We start from the raw sequence: 17,462 nt of genomic DNA on the forward strand, positions 1-17,462 counted from the left end.
ATTTTGAAGTTTGGAGACCATTTGTAGTGTGGATGTAAGTGTTTGCAATTTGTGGTATGTGGTTTCAGAGATGCCAGTGGCAAAATTGAAAGTCAAAACAAGCTGTTTGTTTTGACTCTAAACCGATCCTGTTGTGGATGGCAACTATATGCAGAGGTAACAGGAAATTTAGGTCGTTGCCTTCATCTGTCAAAGCTGGGGAGTTTTGACTCTAAACCGATTCTTCTGTGGTTTGTAACGAGATGCAGAGGTAACAGGAAATTTATCTTTTTGTTCGATACTGTCAAAGCTGAAGCTCGGTTTAGAGTTAAAACAAAAATTCGCTGCGAAGTTTCTATTTCCGCACAATTCCAATCCAAACCTGCAAATGAGGAAAAAAACTTTCTTTCACGATTGTGAAAATTGTGGGATTGGTGTAGTGCGGTTGCCAGTGTGCAGGGTTCTTGTTTTAACTCACAATTTTGAAATGAGGAGACCATTTGTAGTGTGGATGTAAGTGTTTGCAATTTGTGGTATGTGGTTTCAGAGATAGCAGTGGCAAAATTGTAAGTCAAAACAAGCTGAGGTGTTAAAACAAAAATTTGTCGCGAAGTTTCTATTTCTGCACAATTCCAACCCATTCCTGCAAATGTGAAAAAAAACTTTCTTTCACGATTGTAGAATTTGAGGGGTTGGTGTAGCTCGGTTGCCTGTGTGCGGAGTTCTTGTTTTAACTCACAATTTTAATGTTTGGAGACCATTTGTAGTATGGATGTAAGTGTTTGCAATTTGTGGTATGTGGTTTCTGTGATGGCAGTGGCAAAATTGTAAGTCAAAACAAGCTGTTTGTTTTGCCTCTAAACCGATCCTTCTGTGGTTTGCAACTATATGCAGAGGTAACAGGATATCTATTTTTTTGTTCGATACTGTCAAAGCGGGGGAGTTTTGACTCTAAACCGATCCTTATGTGGTTGCAACTATATGCAGAGGTAACAGGAAATCTATCTTTTGTCCGATACTGTCAAAGCTGGGGAGTTTTGACTCTAAACCGATCCTGTTGTGGTTTGCAACGATATGCAGAGGCAACAGGAAATTTTGTTCGTTGCCTTCAGCTGTCAAAGCTGAAGCTCGGTTTAGAGTTAAAACAAAAATTTGTCGCGAAGTTTCTATCTCTGAACAATTCCAATCCATCCCTGCTGGTTTGAAAAAATACCTTCTTTCACGATTGTGAAAATTGTGGGATTGGTTTAGCGCGGTTGCCAGTGTGCGGAGTTCTTGTTTTAACTCACAATTTTGAGGTTTGGAGACCATTTGTAGTGGGGATGTAAGTGTTTGCAATTTGTGGTATGTGGTTTCAGAGATGGCAGGTGAAAATTGTAAGTCAAAACAAGCTGTTTGTTTTGACTCTAAACCGATTCTTCTGTGGTTTGCAACGATATGCAGAGGTAACAGGAAATTTTGTTCGTTGCCTTCAGCTGTCAAAGCTGAAGCTCGGTTTAGAGTTAAAACAAAAATTTGTCGCGAAGTTTCTATCTCTGAACAATTCCAACCCATCCCTGCTGATGTGAAAAAATACTTTCTTTAACGATTGTAGAATTTGAGGAGTTGGTGTAGTGCGGTTGCAAGTGTGCGGGGTTCTTGTTTTAACTCACAATTTTGAGGTTTGAAGACCAGTTGTAGTGTGATTGTAAGTGTTTGCAATTTGTGGTATGTGGATTCAGAGATGGCTGTGGCAAAATTGTAAGTCAAAACAAGCATCGGGTTGTGGTTTCTGTGATGCCAGTGGCAAAATTGTAAGTCAAAACAAGCTGAGTTGTTAAAACAAAAATTCGCCGCGAAGTCGCTTTTCTGAACAATTCCAACCCAGCCCTGCAAATGCGAAAAAATACCTCCTTTCACGATTATCTCTAATTGCTACGAACTAAGCGAAAGCCCACATACTGATATCCGCGATTGGGGTCTCCTTTTTCTCTCCACATAATATTCAGATTTCTACCTTCTCCATTCATCACACTTCCGCCGCGGATAGCTTTTAAAGTTCCGGTATCGGGACCTGTAGGATTGATAAAAGTAGGCAGAGAACGGATATAATTTACATCATACCAATCCCAAACCCATTCTGATACATTTCCCGTCATATCATAGATACCGTAATCATTAGGTTTTTTAGTTCCCGGGGTATGAATTTTGCCACCGCTGTTTTCTCTATTCCAGGAGATTTCATCAGGGTCATCCGAACCGCTATAATTATATAGTTTACCTGCCTTAGCAGCCATTTCCCATTCTGCTTCGGTAGGCAGACGGTAGCCGTTGGCTTTAAAATCGCAGGTAACGACTCTGGAAGCACCCACACCTCTAATTTTATATGCCGGTGTTAAACCCTCTGTTTCACTTCTGCCATTGCAATAAATAGCAATATCAAACCAGCTGATGTTATCTACAGGTAGATTTTCTCCGAAGGTGGAACAATTTGCCGGTTTCATATATGCATTCCATTCTGCCTGGGTAACTTCAAATTTACTAATATAATATGAGGATAGAGACACATTGGAATTGGGGTTTTCTCGCAGGCGTCCAAAACCCATAGTATTTGCTGCAATAAAAATCATATTTTGGGGAGGACGAGGTTTGGCAGCTACAGGAGGAGGGGTAACAGTTGTGATTTTGGGAACAGGGAGTTGCTTACGAAAGTCCTCTCTGGCAGTAGTAGTGCCGGATTTTAGTTCTCCGTAGGTTGTCTGGGTTGGTTTTTCGCGCTGTAAATCAGATTGAGGAACGGTGGCATTGATCGTATCGGATTCGGAATTGGGCATCAACCAGGCAGAGTATGTTAATTTTTTTCCTCTGCCGCCAAAAAGGACGCTGAAAATATTGGTGGTTAAAAGCATAACGACGATGGCAATAATCAGGATAAGCAGCACCCAAAAAGTGACTTCAATTCTAATTTTGGGGATTTCTTTTTTGCTAAGGTCTTCCAATTTATCAGGGATTGTGGTTTCCTGTTCAGTCCAAATCTCGCATTCAGAAGTGGGGGGCAGGTTAACCAAGGTATTCAGCAATTCGTTTAAGTTCCGATAGCGCTGTAAGATATTGCGGTGTAAGCATTCAGCAAGAATTTTATTAAGAGGGACGCTTACTCCGTTTATAAATTCAAATTTTTGGGTGGATAAGCGCTCCTGGCTGTATAATGTTTTATAGAAATCGTGTTGCGATAATGCCTGAGCCAAAACAACAGCAATAAAAAACATTTCTTCGCGTTCGTCTCTTTCTTCCCAAGTGATGGCAGAAGAAAGAATTATTACTTCATCATTGTCATTTATCATTATATTAGATAAAGCCAGGTGCTTGAGAGTAAGTTGATATTGATGTAAAGTAATGGCTGTATTAACTATTTGGGTTGCAATTAAGCGGATGAAGTCCTCAGTTAATTTTTGCGGATTATGGGCTTTAAGGTCAGCCAGAGAAACACCGTGCATAAACTCCACAATCATATAAGGAGGATCAAAATGGGGGTCAATTTCAACCACTTTGGGAAGGTGTTTATCTTCCAGTTTATTGAGTTGCTGTAAACGCTGTTGAAGGTTAAAAATATTGGTAATATTACTTAAGCTTGCCCTATAGAAAAGCTTCAGGAGAAATTCCCTGCCGTCCTTTTCCACGATATATTTTATTCCTTCCGCGTCTTTATTCAGCATTTTAATGATGGTATAATCCCTGAATGTAGTTCCAGGATTCATCAGCAAACGGGTATTTCTGTGGGAAATAATCTCATCAGCTTTCTGTGCTTTTTCTTTTTTGGTTTCCTCTTGTTTTGGCTTTTCCTGTTCCGGTATTTGATTTTCTCCGCAGACGGGACAGAATTTTGCCTTTTCCGGTATGGGGTTGCCGCAATTTATACAATATTTGGTTATGATTGCCTCCTAACCTTTATGAGACCACTTTCTCAATGCCCAGATGAATTTTACTGCCGTTAATATCCAAACACAGCATATTTGCCGTTGGCTTATCCAATAAAATCAGTTCTTTTCCGAGGGTTTCAGTTAAGATATAATTTCGGTGAATCTGAACTGCCTGGACAATATCTTCTGGAGCTGCCAAAGTTACGATGATATTATCCATAATATCCAAATTCATTTCTTTGCGTGTAAATTGGATTTTATTGATTAGTTCACGGGCATAGCCCTCATTTACCAGTTCATCAGTTAATTTTGTATCCAAAGCCACAAAGAGGTCTTTCGTATTGGCAAAAACATATCCCTCACGGGGAATGATGCTTATGCTCACTTCTTCCGGTAACAGATTGATAGTTTCACCTTCTATATTCAGAGGGTAAGAACCGGTGGAATTAAATGCCAGCAAGATATTAGCTGCCGGGGTGTTGTTTAAAAGGGTATTAATTACTTGCACTTTTTTGCCGTATTTAGGACCCAATATTTTGAAATCGGGCTTCAATTCATACTGCACAAAGCCATCCTGCTCGCTTACAAAGGTAATTTTACGAATGTTTACTTCTTCTTTAACGAGGTCTATCATATCCTTCAAATCATCTTTCACTTTAGCGGGAACAAACATTTCGGTTAGGGGCTGGCGAACTTTTATCTGACATTCATTTCTGGCGGCTCTACCTAAAGAAACAATATCTATAACGGTCTGCATTTTCTTTTCCAGTTTGGTATCAATATAGGCATTATCGGCAACGGGATAATATTCCAGATGAACGCTTTCTCCTGCATTCAAATTCAAAAAAAGCTCTTCTGCCAGATAGGGAGCAAAAGGGGCAATCAATTTGGCAGTTTCTAATAAAACCTGATATAGAGTTCGGTAGGCATCAGTTTTATCTGCATTAAATTCTGAAGCCCAAAAACGGCGTCTGCTTCTGCGGACATACCAGTTGGAAAGCTCTTCAATTACAAAACTCTGAATGGCACGCACGGCTTTGGTAAAATCGTAAACATCAGTGTTATTGCGCACCGTAATAATCAAGGACTGCAAACGGGAAACAATCCAGCGGTCAATTTCAATTTCCCGAACCCAATTATATGGATAATCAGTTGCATTAAAGCCATCTATATTGGCATAAGTAGCAAAGAAAGAATATACATTCTTCAATGTGCCGATAAATTTTCCCAAGATTTCTTTCACGCCGTCAACATCAAAACGGGTAGGAACCCAGGGTGGAGAGACCTCTAATAAATACCAGCGAATTGCGTCTGCTCCGTAATTTTGCATTAGTTCTATAGGGTCAACTGCGTTACCGTGAGATTTACTCATTTTCCTGCCGTTTTTATCCAGAATCATATCATTAACCAGACAGCTTTTGTAACTGGAGACCCCTTTCAACATTGTAGAGATGGCAAGCATAGAATAAAACCAGCCCCGTGTTTGGTCAATTCCTTCCGAAATAATATCCGCAGGAAAGAGGTCGGGCTCAAAATGCTCCTCATTTTCAAAAGGATAATGCCATTGAGCAAAAGGCATAGAGCCACTGTCAAACCAGCAATCAATAACTTCCGGAGTGCGCTGCATTTTGCTACCGCAGGAACAAGTGAGAACAACTTCATCAATATAGGGGCGGTGTAAATCCAGGTCTTCCGGAACTTCTTTTCCGGAAACCATTTTTCCCTCTTGGCGCAATTCTTCAATAGAACCAAGGGAACGCTGTTTCCCGCATTTTTCGCAAATCCAGATATTGAGTGGTGTTCCCCAAAAACGGTCTCTGGATAAAGCCCAGTCCACATTATTTTCCAGCCAGTCACCAAACCTCTTTTCTCCTACAAAAGCAGGATACCAGTCAATTTTCCGGTTGTTTTCCAAGAGCTGTTCTTTGAAAGCTGTAGTTCTAATATACCAGCTTTCCCGGGCATAATAAATAAGCGGGCTTTTACATCTCCAGCAAAAGGGGTAGCTGTGTTTTATCTGTTCTCTTTTTAGTAAGTTCCCGCTTTCTTTTAAGTGCCGGATGATATCTTTATCGGCATCTTTGACAAACTGATGTGCCCAAGGGGTTACTGCTTCGGTAAATTTGCCTTCGCCGTCCACCGGTTGAATAAAAGGCAGATTGTATTTCACGGCTAAGGAATAATCATCCTGCCCAAAAGCTGGAGCCGTGTGCACAATTCCAGTGCCATCACTCATTGTAACATAATTGCCTAAACAGATATACCAGGCGGGCTTATCAACAGGAATAAAATTAAAAAGGGGCTGATAGCAACGACCTTCCAATTCGCTGCCTTGCATTTCAGAAATAATTTCTACATCTTCATCCAGCACTTGCAAACGGGCTTTAGCCAAAATTAAATTCTGACCTTGATAGTGAACTTTAACATAAGTTTCATCGGGATGGACAGCTAAGGCAACATTGGAGATAAGAGTCCAGGGAGTAGTTGTCCACGCCAGAAAATAAGTGTTTTCTTCATCCAACGCTTTAAACTTAACATAAACGGAAGGGTCTTCTATATCTTGATAGCCCTGAGCTACTTCATGAGAAGAAAGGGGTGTTCCGCAACTGGGACAATAGGGAACGATTTTATATGCCTTATAAATAAGACCTCGGGAAAAGAAATTATTCAAAATCCACCAAACGGATTCTATATAGCTGTTATGCAAAGTTACATAAGGGTGATCCAGATCAATCCAATAACCCATTAGTTCTGTCATTTCCCGCCAGAGTTTTTCATAGCTGAAAACGGAATCCCGGCATTTCTGACAGAATTTTTCAATGCCATAATCCTCTATGCCACGCTTATCCTTCAAACCGAGTTCTTTTTCCACTTCAATTTCAACGGGCAAACCATGGGTATCCCAACCGGCTTTGCGTTTTACCTGAAAGCCGTTCATAGTTTTATAACGGCAGATGGCATCTTTCAAGGTTCTTGCCATTATATGATGAATCCCAGGTTTACCATTTGCAGTTGGAGGTCCCTCATAGAAAATAAAACGGGGATTGCCTTCGCGGATATCCACACTTTTTTGCGCCAAATTATGCTTATGCCAATAGGTGCGAATGCGATTTTCCAGATGCCGGGGATTTTCTTTCAGGTCTGTTGTTTTATACATATTCCTTATCCAATCTTTTTCTGATGACCGGATCTGTGTTGACCGGGAACAAAATTATGGGGATTGGCAGGATGGTTTTTAGTGCGTTCAAAGTCCTTTGGTTTAAGAGGATTTTCCTGTTCAGGTTCCACTTTCTTTTCTTCAAAGAGTTCGCTGAAATGTTCTTTCAAGTCCTCGTTTTCGGAAACATATTCCTTCCAGTCCTCAATTGCTTTTTCTGTATCAACACATTTGGGACAGAGCACCAGCAAATTTTGCTCGCTAACACCAATCCAACCTCTATCGTAACAGTGGTCACAGCTTTTTTTCTTGCGATTTTTTGTGGCTATGGCTTTTGCCGCATCCAGATGTTTTTCTTCCATAATAAACATATTTCCTCCTTTGCTTAGCTTGCAGAGACATATAGATATACCTCAACACTTTTCTCCATTTTGCACCATTATTTTCAAGGGCATAATTCTGTAAAAGGAAATTTTCAGTTCCTTTGCGGGCAGGGTTCTTTACTAATTCTTAGGATTGCGTTTGGGCTTCGGTTTCTCCTCAATTATCGGTAAAGGGGTAACCTCTTCAATAGGTTCCGTTTCTTTAATGGGGCTTTCGCTAAATTGAAGGGGGGCACTAATCACCGTTTTCTTCAGCTCTATTTTTACTACCGGCTCTAAACGGTGGGTAACAATAAATAAGTTCTTGTTGCGGGATAAGGCAAGTTTCTCTTCTGCAGATAATGCCTCAATCTCATTTAAACTGACTACCTTTTCAATTTTTCCGGTAGTCATATCTACAATTTGGACGAAGGTTTGTTTTTCGGGCATAAAGTGAACCTCCAAGGTATATTTATCTGGGAATTTTTTGCTGATTTCTACTACGAAATTAAGATATTCGGTCTGATGAAGTTTGTGCCAGGCATAAAAACTCTTGCATTTGAATATACGAGGGCATACTGCACACAATTGAGGTGCCGGCTCTCGGTAGCGTTTCAATTCACAAAAAAAATGCCTGTCTAATTTCATAATTTTTCCTTATCTCTTGAAGGACTTATGCTGTCAAGAAAATTCAAAGAAAATTCACGGAACTCCAAGTTTTAAATAATGGGGGAGGGCTGAATTAAAAATTTCCTTGCCAAAAATACCTCCCTTCAAAAGATGACTTTCTTAATTTGATTATAAGGAAACAAATATGGCTACAATGGCTGATATCCGAAATGGAATGATCATAGAGTTCAAAGACGATCTTTATGAAGTAGTGGAATTTCTCCATGTAAAACCGGGAAAAGGTCCTGCTTTTTTACGCTCCAAACTGAAAAATATCAGGTCTGGCAGAGTTCTGGAAAATACTTTTCGGGAAAGTGACACCTTCAATGAAATCCGTATTGAACGCACTAAAAAAGAATACCTCTATCGGGACGGAAATTTCCTGGTGCTGATGGATATAGATAACTATGAACAAATTCATATAGATGCATCTCTGCTGGGCGATAAAGAAAAGCTGCTTACGGAAAATATGGAAGTAATTTTATCCACAACCCCTTCCGGAGAAATTGTGGGTATAGAATTGCCTACTACAGTAGTTCAAACCATAACTGAAAGCGAACCTAATGTGAAAGGAAATACTGCTTCAGGAAGCGGTAAAACTGCCTACACGGAAACCGGACTTCGCATTACCGTTCCCTTTTTTGTGGAAACGGGCGATAAAATTAAGATAGACACCCGCACGGGTGAATATATAGAAAGAGCTAATTAGAGGATAAAAATGGGAAAAGTAAAAAGCTTTACTGCAAAACTGGCACACGAAACTTCCAACGAGGGAAAAGTTATCTGCCCTGTCTGCAATACCGAAGTGAAAAGAATTAAGCTAATCACAAACAAAAAGAATGATGGCACCTGGTCTCCGCAGAAGAAATATGCCAAGATTTGCAAATGCAACGAAGCCGATATTTTGGCTGGAAAGAATTTGTAGGGAATCTTTTTTACGCAAGAAAGAACAGAATGAAGAATACTGCCTGAATGGATGATGATATATCAGGCAGTTTTTTCCATTGACGGGTTTTGCGGGCTAAATAAAAGCGTAAAAAGCATCAGCTATTTGTGATAATCAGGTTACGAGCGCTTTTTTGTCTTCACAAAAAATATTTCTGGGGGATTGAATGCCTTGCCATATCTGGAAGCGGATAACACTGCTGATAACTGTTGTTCTGGCTGGTTCATTATCAGCATTGGTTCCTCCTGTCCCAATGTATAAAAACTCACCGTCAACCTGGCAAGCTACACGCTTGGAGGGGAAATTCTTTGTGGATGAAGCTTTAAAATCCGGCACAAGAAATTTACCTGATAACATTCTGGTTTTGCGAGTGCAGTTTAGTGATGTCCCTTTTCGGGTTCAACCGGAATATCCTGATTCTTTAGCTCACGATGATGTTTTTTTTAATCGCTGGATGGAACATTTAAAGGATTTTTTTCTGGAGGCGAGCCATTTACAATATGAATTGAACTATTATCTATATCCCGAAGTGCTTACAATGCAAAATCCGCTATCTTATTATGGTGGGGATAGCTCTGCGGAAATAGATGCAAATTTGCCTCAAATTTTACAGGATACAATAAATCAAATAGATAATGTAGTTGATTTCAGTCAATATGGCGGAATAATAATATTCCATTCGGGGACAGGTCAGGAATCGGACACTAATTCTATTCGGCAAAATGAAATATGGAGCACTTTTTTAACCCGGAACAAACTGCAATCCTATTTTGATCCGCAAAATGATTTGTATGCCGGGTATCCAACTGATGATGGAACTAATTTAACCAATATTATTATTGTTCCTGAAGACGAATTTCAGGATTACTTTCCGGTTACGGGAAATGATGCTTCTAATTACCTTTTCAGTATTTATGGTGTGCTAGCTCACCAATTCGGCCATTTATTAGGTCTGCCGACTTTATATGATAATGACAGCAGTAATGGCATCAGCCAGGGAATTGGCAATTGGGGTTTGATGGGAACAGGTTTATGGAACGGAAGCGGCTATGTTCCTGCTCAACTATGTGCCTGGTCACGCTATTATTTGGGTTGGGATACACCTGAAACATTATTCCTAAACAGTGAAAATAATGTTGTGGATTACTTTCTTAATCAGTCAACGGAGGCGGTGCGGATTTACAAAGTTCCGATTTCTGCTACGGAATATTTCCTGATTGAAAACAGACAGCAAAATCCCGATGGTAGTATAGACCCCTTTGGTCGCCCCAGCTATACTTTTAAACTTCTTCCCGAAGGTCAACAGGATTATTATGTGGATGATCCTTCAACTCCGGAGAATGAATCCTTGTTACCCTATTTTAATTTTATGGAGAATAGCTATTTAGGCAGTGAGTGGGATTTTTTCTTACCTGGTTTGGGAGGTCCCGTTCCAGATAATGCTATTTATCCTGTAGATGGTTCAGGAATTCTTATCTGGCACATAGATGAGAATGTAATCAATGCCAATTTCTCAGCTAATTTTGATAACAATCATATCAATTCTGTCGCATTGCATAAAGGGATAGACCTGGAAGAAGCAGATGGAATTCAACATCTGGATACTGCAGCGAACAGTAATTACAGATGGGGCAGTCCGTATGACAGTTTCAGAGAAGGCAATAATGCGTATTTTGGTTATCAATATCATAATGGAATGCTTTCCCTGCCTACTTCCGAAAGCTATTACGGGGGTATTTCTTTAGAAATAACTGATATTTCTGCCATCGGAAAGCAAATGACTTTTTCAGTTAGCTACGGTTGGCGGTTATCCGCTTCCTACAAAGGAACTAATCCTCTTAATGCCGCTACTCTTGATTTTGACGGTGACGGAGAAGATGAACTTTTCTATCCTATGCCCAATGGAAAATTATATCTCTGGAAAAATGAAGAATTGCTGAATGGCTTTCCCTTACAACAGACTATAGATATTCCGTTCACTTACACTTGGGATGGCGAAAGGATATACCTTCCAATGCAAAGAGATAAACTCTGCCGTTTGTATCAATTAAGTAATACAGAACGCAGATTTGTATATTCTACTGTAGATTATAGCTGGGCAGGACATCCTGTGGACTTGGGAGAAAACCTGGCTTTACCCTTAAAAATAAATGCCGGAGATAATGCCTTTGTTATTAAGCTTTATAACAAGACCAATAGTTCGGTATCTTCTGTGGTGGATTTCAGTGGCAGCTTTAAAGCCAATTTAATCCATTGTAATAATCAGCTTTCCCTTGTGTATCAAAATGCTGCCGGGGAATATTGGCTAAGTGACATAAATCTTACCGATTACACAAAAAGTGACCTCAAATTACCTATCCCTGCCGATTCTACTATTATAGCGGTTTTTAAAGCTCCGGTTTCCGCAGCGGAGAATCTGATCGTGCAGTGTCCCAATAGTGTTTATTGCCTCAATGGTGCAAAAATTGTAGAGGGTTTTCCCTATGTGCATAATCTTGTGGTAGAATCGGACAGCAGTTTTATTGCTCCTATAAGTTTTGCCGATGTTGACGGCAATGGCACTTTGGATATTTTAATTGGAGGAGAAAGCGATTTTGCCGTTATTGATTATTCCGGTAAAGTAATGAATCCGGAAAACCAAAATTCGGAATCGCCTGCCGAGGGTATCAGTGCCGGAATTTTAGCCGCTGATATTGATAACGACAACAGGGTGGAACTGATAGGAAATTTTAAATATAATCAATTAAATGTGCGGGAGAATGATTACCGATCCAAAATTGGTTATCCTGTTTCTTTTGCAGAGCGCAGTAGAACCTTGCCCGTTATTTCCAGGTCGGGAGATGGCAACTGGTATATTTATATTGCTACCGATAATGGCTCACTATTTAAAAACAAACTGGCAAATCAGCCCCGGATAACTCCTTCCTGCAATTGGCTTTGCGAATATGGAAATTTAAGACGCAGTGCTTCTTACGCAGAAACGGAATTACCCAATCAATATCAGACCGCAGAGCTTTTTGTGCCGGGTCAGGTTTATATCTACCCCAATCCCTTAAAATCCATTTACCGCCAGAAAATAAAGCTTAATGTAATGACCAATAGCGATGCGGAATTGGAACTGAGCATTTTTGATATTAGCGGCACTTTGGTTTATCAGCAAAAGGGCAACGCTAAAGCATATTTGAAAAACCTTGATGTTTTTGATATCCCTGTCTCCAAGCTTTGCAGCGGGGTGTATATTGCAATTGTAAAATCCGCAAATAGCAGTAAACGGCTGAAGTTTACTATAGAAAAATAACGGAGTGAACTTATGAAACATATATTAACTACCTTATGCCTAATCCTGATTAGTGTAATGAGTTTTGCCTCAATTAGTGAAAATGCAGGAACTTACGGATATAAATTCTTGAATGTCCCTTGCGGACCGGTAGCTTTATCTTTGGCAGGAAGAGGTGTATTCAGTATGGATAATTCCAGTGCCTTTATTTTGCAGCCGGCTGTCTCCTGTATGAATAATCAGCGCCTTCTAAGCATTACTCATAATTTGTGGTTGGCAGATACGCAAGCGAATATGATTGCCTATTCTTACGCTCAGCGAAAAAGCCATTTTGGTATAGTGATGCGCAATCTGGATTATGGAGAAATTGAAAACCGTGATGATTCAGGTCTTCTGATAGGTAATTATCATCCCTTGGATATTGATCTGGCAGCGAATTATGCCCATCGGTTAACTCCTTCTTTTTTTGGAGGGGTAAATATGGGAGTATTTTATCAGAAATTAAACACAGCCAGCAGCTTAGCTTTGCATACGGACATCGGTGTTTGTTATCTACCTCCGCTTAATGATGCACAGCTATCTTTGGCGGTGCGTAATTTGGGTGTAGCTAATTATACCGATGAAGAAAGATTGAAGCTTCCCACCTGTTTTGAAATGGATGTAAACAAAGGTTTTACTATTGCGGAACAGCATATCAGTGTGGGTGGTTCAGCAATTCAGACCTTGGATGAAGACCTGAAAGGCAATATAAATTTGGAGTGTCAGCTTTTTAAGTTGCTTGCTTTAAGAGGCGGTTATCTTTTTGGTTATGATGCTCAGGATTTTTGTGCCGGTTTCGGGGTAAATTATAAAAATATTTCCGTAGATTACGGTTATGGTGCGTTTAACAGTGAATTGAACGATGTGCATTCTTTTGGCATAACCTACAAATTTTAGCGAGGGAAAAAGGTGATGAACTTTTCGGGCTGGTTCAAATTGCGCAAATTCCTGTTACTAATAATACTTTTAGTTACAGGTATCTATCTTTCTGCAGCGTTTACCCCGGGTCAGCTTATTTTCAAAACCGTTGCCCCGGTTCAGATTAAAGGAACCAAAACAGGCATAAGCGCTTTTGATAATTTTCTGGCGGAAAAGGGAGTAACGCAAATTAAGCCCATAAAAGGAATGCACCTGCCCAATTATTTTCTGGCAAATATAGCAGAAATGCCCTCTGCAGAGGATCTGGAGAACTTGCATTTTTCCGGTATCCAATATGTTCAGCCCAATTATCTTCGCAAATTGCATTCCACCCCTAATGATCCTTTATATAATCAACAATATCATTATATCAGCAGTATTCCTGATGCCTGGAATTATACTACCGGAAGTAACTATATTAAAATTGGCATAGTGGATTCGGGAGTGCTTGTCCACCATCCGGATTTATGGCAAAATATAGTTATCAACACTAAGGAAATTCCGGATAATGGAATTGATGACGATAATAACGGTTACATTGATGACTGGTGTGGATGGGATTTTACGGATGCACCGGAAATGGCAAATAATGCCTTGGGTGATTTTTTGGATCAGGATAACGATGTAGAAGATGAGAACTATCATGGCACCCATGTTTCCGGTATAGCAGGAGCAATTGGAAATAACGGAATTGGAGTTGCAGGTGTATGTTGGAATGTAGGAATTTTGCCTGTCCGAGCAGGATTTAGAACTTTGGATAATCAGGGCTATTTACAGGATGATGATGTTTCCGCTGCCATAATTTACGCTACGGATAACGGATGCAATGTAATTAATATGAGTTGGGGAGATCCAAATTATTCCGCTATCATAGCAGATGCCTGTGAATATGCTTACAGCAAGGGAGTTGTTTTAGTTGCCTCTGCAGGAAATGATGGAGTGGTAGGTTTAAGCTATCCTGCCAAGCTTTCTACGGTTATTTCTGTCGGTTCTGTTGGACTTGCCAAACAGCGTTCCACTTTTTCCAGTTACGGAGAAGATTTAGACCTTGTTTGTTTAGGGGAGAGAGTGCTTTCTACATATAAACTTACCGCTGGCGAACAATATTTTCAGATGGATGGCACTTCTATGAGTGCAGCTTTCGTAACGGGAGCCGTTGCTCTATTGCTGTCTTTACATCCAGGTTTGAGTCCCGTAGAAGTTAAAGACCGTTTAATTTCAGCTACGGATGATTTATCTCCTGTTGGATTTGATATTCAGACCGGTCATGGTTTATTGAATGTAAAAAAGCTGTTAGATAATACCGATCCTCCCTATCTGGAAATTACCAGTCCTCAGGATCAATTAGGAATAAGCGGTTCGGTTCCTATAATCGGTTCTGCGTATGGTAATGATTTTGCTAATTATACTGTTGCCTATAAAAAAGATAAAGATACCAACGATCCTTACTGGAGAGATGTTACTACCTGGAATCAAACGCTTACGCTATATGGAGAACCGGTTCATAATGATACTTTGGCATTTTTTTATATCCCGGATTATTTTCCCGAAGGGAAATATCTGCTGCGGTTGCAATATGAAAAAACACTGAACAATATGAATCGCTACAACTATTATCGGACAGTGATTGTAGATCGCACTGCTCCTGTTTTAAGAGAAAACACCGTTTCCGTCTTTACGCGTTGGACAAAGCAAAATCTGGTCTATTACATAGCTGCCAATTTTGACGAAATAGTGAATGCGCAGCTTAAAATTACCGCTTCCGACGGGCAAAGTTATAATGTTTATTCTTCTCTTGCCGATAGCATTCAGATTTGGAAATTGCCTGCCAATATTCCGGAAGGGCAAATCAGCGTGCAGTTCATTGCTACCAATTTTACCGGCTTTACTTCCGTTTCTCGCATCTTTTCCAATATGATAAACATTCACTATGCCCTTATTTCGGATTTTGGTTATACGAAGGAAATTTTAGGACCTCCTCAAAAGCCGTTGTTGAAAAAAAGGGACTTCAATAATAATGGTTTTCCCGAATATGTTTCTATGGAAATTCCGGAAAGCGGTTCCGGAATTGTTAAAGCTTTTGAGCCACATTCCGGAGGACATAGCGTAACCAATAATTTTGGTGATTATTTCTGGCCCCTGGACATCGGTTCCACCTATTCTACCGGTTCAAAATGTGAGTTATTATTGCGGAGAGGAGAAAATGCCGAAATGTGGCTTACTCCGGCTGACGGAAATTATCCCAGCAACCGCAATGACAGTTTAGTAATTGCTTTAGACACAGGTATTTCGGGAGGAGTTATGGCAGATTATGATAACGATAGCAAAACCGAAATCCTGATGGTGAAGAATCTACCTGCCGAGAGAGTTATTCAGGCATATAAAAGAATATCCACAGGTGCTTTGGCTCCCAGAAATACAATTAGCAATACAACTGCAACGGATACCCGTAATAATTTTGTGCCTACGATCATTGTAGAAAATTTGGATAATGACAACTATCCTGATATTTTATGCGCCGATACCGATGGCGATGTTATGATTTTTGAAATATTGAATGCTACACAACACCATTTATGCTGGACAACACGACTTCCCGTAGGAAATACTTATTCTCTTACTGCAGGTGATTTTAATGGCGATGGGCATAAGGATTTTTTTGTTGCCGGCTATGTTACCAATACGGTTAATCAGAATCTCAATTTCTGGTTTGGTGAGGGTTTTATGAGTGTTGGCAATGATAATTATACTTCTTTGGGCAGCATTATGTTCAATGAGGTAGCTTCAATGAATTCCATCACCAGTGCGGACTTAGATCAAGATGGTTGTGAGGAAGTTATTTTAGCCATTACCCCCAATTTATATGTTTTGAAATATATCAACGGCAATTTCGTTCCTGTTTTTTATACTGAAAGCTCTAATAATTATCAAGTTAGCACCTGGGAAGATGAAAACGGGATTATTCGCATTCTGGCTAATGTAAATACAGAAAATGATAACTCAGCTTTCGCTGAATGGACTCCTGATGCACCTTTTACAGGACCTGCCACACCTGCCAATTTAACTGTGAAACCTTTAAATGAAAGTTCTATAAAGGTCTTCTGGACTTCAACGGGTGCTCCGGAATATGCCTTATACCGCAAAGATGAAGATGGGAATGAAATTATTTACCCTATTATGGGAGTAACCAGTTTTACGGATACTAATCTGCAACCGGGTAAAGTATATAAGTATGCCATTGCTTCCAGAGACACATCCTATTCGCCAATTGAAAGCATCAAAGGACCCTGGATTGAAGGAACACCTTTACCCAAACCGGAACTGGTACAAATTACTTTTGCGGGTAACAAAGAACTGCGGATATTTTTCAATCAGAAAATGCCCGGTGAGATTATTAATTCTGCCTGTTATTATGTAAGCAATGGTATGGCAAATCCTGTTTCGGTAAACAGCATTGCAGCTAATTTTGGCGTTCAGTTACGCTTTAGAAATAGTTTTCCGATTATTGACTCGCTGTTTGTAATTGAACTGAGAAATGTGCAAGGGATTAGTGGAGTTGAACCTGATACAACCTTCTTTTATTTTCCTTATGAGGAAGATATCATTCAGCCCGAAGTTACTGGAGTTACCGTTTTGCCTTCCAAACAGGAAATTGCCATCCAATTCAGCGAAGAAATATCTTCTGCAACGGCTTTGCATCTTGCCAATTATATTTTGCATTGTCCTCAAAACGATCCCGATAATAGAATTACTACTGTTGCGCATTGGGAAGATAAAGTGAATCTGAGTTTTGCTGATAAACTTAAATTTACTAATTATGCTTACTACATAGAAATAAGTAATATCACCGATTTGGCGGGGAATGTAATTTCGCCTCAAGGAAATTTAGTTCGCTTTGGTATGCAAAATTTGAATAATCTGGATCACTTGAATGTTTATCCCAATCCTGTTACCCCTAAGCATAATGCGGAAGTTACTTTTATCAATTTTCCGGTAAATAAAAAAGGGAAAATTGCCATTTACAGCAGTAGCGGACAGTTGGTTTTCCAGGATAATATAGGTCCCTTTAATGCAGAAAGCAATAATATCACTTACACCTGGAATTTACGCAATAACAATCAGCGTTCTGTCTCCAGTGGTGTCTATTTCTATGTTGTGGAAATGGATAGCAAAATCAAACGCGGTAAACTTGCCATTATCAAATAGCTATTATAAT

At 39.8% G+C, this 17,462-nt stretch carries 10 protein-coding genes; 5 read left to right on the plus strand and 5 right to left on the minus strand.

The window, feature by feature from the left end:
- Nucleotides 1–942: 942 nt before the first annotated feature.
- The 5 genes from PLE33_06985 to PLE33_07005 form a co-directional block, all read right to left on the minus strand.
- Complete coding sequence (locus PLE33_06985; GenBank protein ID HPS60993.1) at nt 943–1,533, minus strand: hypothetical protein; 591 nt, start codon at nt 1,531–1,533, stop codon at nt 943–945.
- Between the two features lie 353 nt (nt 1,534–1,886).
- On the minus strand, nt 1,887–3,716 hold the full coding sequence (locus PLE33_06990) for an SUMF1/EgtB/PvdO family nonheme iron enzyme (GenBank protein ID HPS60994.1): 1,830 nt from the start codon (nt 3,714–3,716) through the stop codon (nt 1,887–1,889).
- Between the two features lie 190 nt (nt 3,717–3,906).
- Entirely contained in the window at nt 3,907–7,035 is a 3,129-nt protein-coding gene (gene ileS / locus PLE33_06995; protein ID HPS60995.1) for an isoleucine--tRNA ligase, read from the minus strand.
- A gap of 5 nt (nt 7,036–7,040) precedes the next feature.
- On the minus strand, nt 7,041–7,406 hold the full coding sequence (locus PLE33_07000; protein HPS60996.1) for a hypothetical protein: 366 nt from the start codon (nt 7,404–7,406) through the stop codon (nt 7,041–7,043).
- Nucleotides 7,407–7,538: 132 nt separating this feature from the next.
- Nucleotides 7,539–8,045, minus strand: a complete 507-nt coding sequence (locus PLE33_07005; GenBank protein HPS60997.1) for a hypothetical protein — start codon at nt 8,043–8,045, stop codon at nt 7,539–7,541.
- 166 nt (nt 8,046–8,211) lie between these two features.
- Here PLE33_07005 and efp point away from each other — a divergent pair, with 166 nt between their 5' ends.
- The 5 genes from efp (at nt 8,212) to PLE33_07030 (ending at nt 17,452) form a co-directional block, all read left to right on the plus strand.
- Complete coding sequence (gene efp / locus PLE33_07010) at nt 8,212–8,775, plus strand: elongation factor P (protein HPS60998.1); 564 nt, start codon at nt 8,212–8,214, stop codon at nt 8,773–8,775.
- Between the two features lie 9 nt (nt 8,776–8,784).
- Entirely contained in the window at nt 8,785–8,991 is a 207-nt protein-coding gene (locus tag PLE33_07015; GenBank protein HPS60999.1) for a hypothetical protein, read from the plus strand.
- Between the two features lie 187 nt (nt 8,992–9,178).
- Entirely contained in the window at nt 9,179–12,310 is a 3,132-nt protein-coding gene (locus tag PLE33_07020; GenBank protein ID HPS61000.1) for a M6 family metalloprotease domain-containing protein, read from the plus strand.
- Between the two features lie 12 nt (nt 12,311–12,322).
- Complete coding sequence (locus tag PLE33_07025; protein HPS61001.1) at nt 12,323–13,225, plus strand: PorV/PorQ family protein; 903 nt, start codon at nt 12,323–12,325, stop codon at nt 13,223–13,225.
- 15 nt (nt 13,226–13,240) lie between these two features.
- Nucleotides 13,241–17,452 carry a S8 family serine peptidase gene (locus PLE33_07030; GenBank protein HPS61002.1) on the plus strand — a complete coding sequence of 1,404 codons (4,212 nt, stop codon included), beginning with the start codon at nt 13,241–13,243 and terminating at the stop codon, nt 17,450–17,452.
- Nucleotides 17,453–17,462: the final 10 nt, after the last annotated feature.

The organism is Candidatus Cloacimonas sp. (genome assembly GCA_035403355.1).
Taxonomy (GTDB): domain Bacteria; phylum Cloacimonadota; class Cloacimonadia; order Cloacimonadales; family Cloacimonadaceae; genus Cloacimonas.